2 protein-coding genes are annotated in these 1,080 nt (G+C 48.1%); both read left to right on the forward strand.

Annotation, left to right across the window (positions count from 1 at the left end):
- Window positions 1–157 (forward strand): iron-sulfur cluster co-chaperone HscB C-terminal domain-containing protein (locus R8O11_RS25160; protein WP_318194604.1); only part of this gene is annotated, 157 nt, incomplete at its 5' end.
- 21 nt (window positions 158–178) lie between these two features.
- Window positions 179–1,080, forward strand: a 902-nt coding sequence (locus R8O11_RS25165) for an Hsp70 family protein (protein ID WP_318194603.1), incomplete at its 3' end; no start/stop codon positions are given.

The raw sequence follows: 1,080 nt of genomic DNA on the forward strand, positions 1-1,080 counted from the left end.
TAAGGTCAGCAAAATGTATAAGCAGCATTTGGCAAGCGTTGAGCAAGAGCTTAACGACGGTCTTTGGGCTGAAGCCGCAGACCGAGTTCGTAAATTGAAATTCATTGCCAAACTAAAGAACGAAATTGAACTGGTCGAAGATAAGCTTCTCGGCTAGTTAGCGTGACAAGGACCAATCATGGCACTACTTCAAATCGCAGAACCGGGCCAAAGCTCGGCACCTCATGAGCATAAGTTAGCGGCTGGTATCGACTTAGGTACTACCAACTCTTTGGTCGCTTCTGTACGCAGTGGCGATGCCACCACATTAAATGATGAGCAAGGTCGTAGCATTTTGCCATCGGTGGTGAATTACTCAGCAGAATCAACAGTGGTTGGTTACGATGCGAAAGCCAAAGCAGAGTTTGAACCTGAGAACACCATTATCTCAGTGAAACGCTTGATTGGCCGCTCGCTAAAAGACATTCAATCTCGCTACCCATCATTACCTTACCGTTTTAAAGAGAGTGATAATGGCTTACCAGTACTGCAAACTGCTCAAGGGGATAAAAACCCGATTGAAGTTTCTGCAGATATTCTAAAAGCGCTAGGTAAACGCGCAGAAGAAACTCTAGGTGGAGAGCTTGCGGGCGTGGTAATTACCGTTCCTGCGTACTTCGATGACGCGCAACGCGCGGGCACGAAAGATGCGGCTAAGCTAGCGGGTTTACATGTACTGCGTCTTCTTAATGAGCCAACCGCAGCGGCGATTGCCTACGGTCTGGATTCCGGTCAAGAGGGCGTGATTGCAGTTTACGATTTAGGTGGCGGTACGTTCGATATCTCTATCCTACGTTTATCGAAAGGCGTATTTGAAGTATTAGCAACAGGCGGCGACTCTGCACTTGGCGGTGATGACTTTGACCACCTATTAGCGGATTACCTAATGGAGCAAGCTGGCCTAGAAGCGCCGCTTTCTGCTGAGAAAAACCGTGCATTACTGAACATTGCAACGGCGACCAAAATTGCTTTCTCTGAGCAAGACAGCGTAGAAGTTGACGTGTTTGGCTGGAAAGGCACTGTAACACGCGAGCAGTTCGA

The sequence above is a fragment of the Vibrio sp. 1288 genome, from assembly GCF_033344475.1.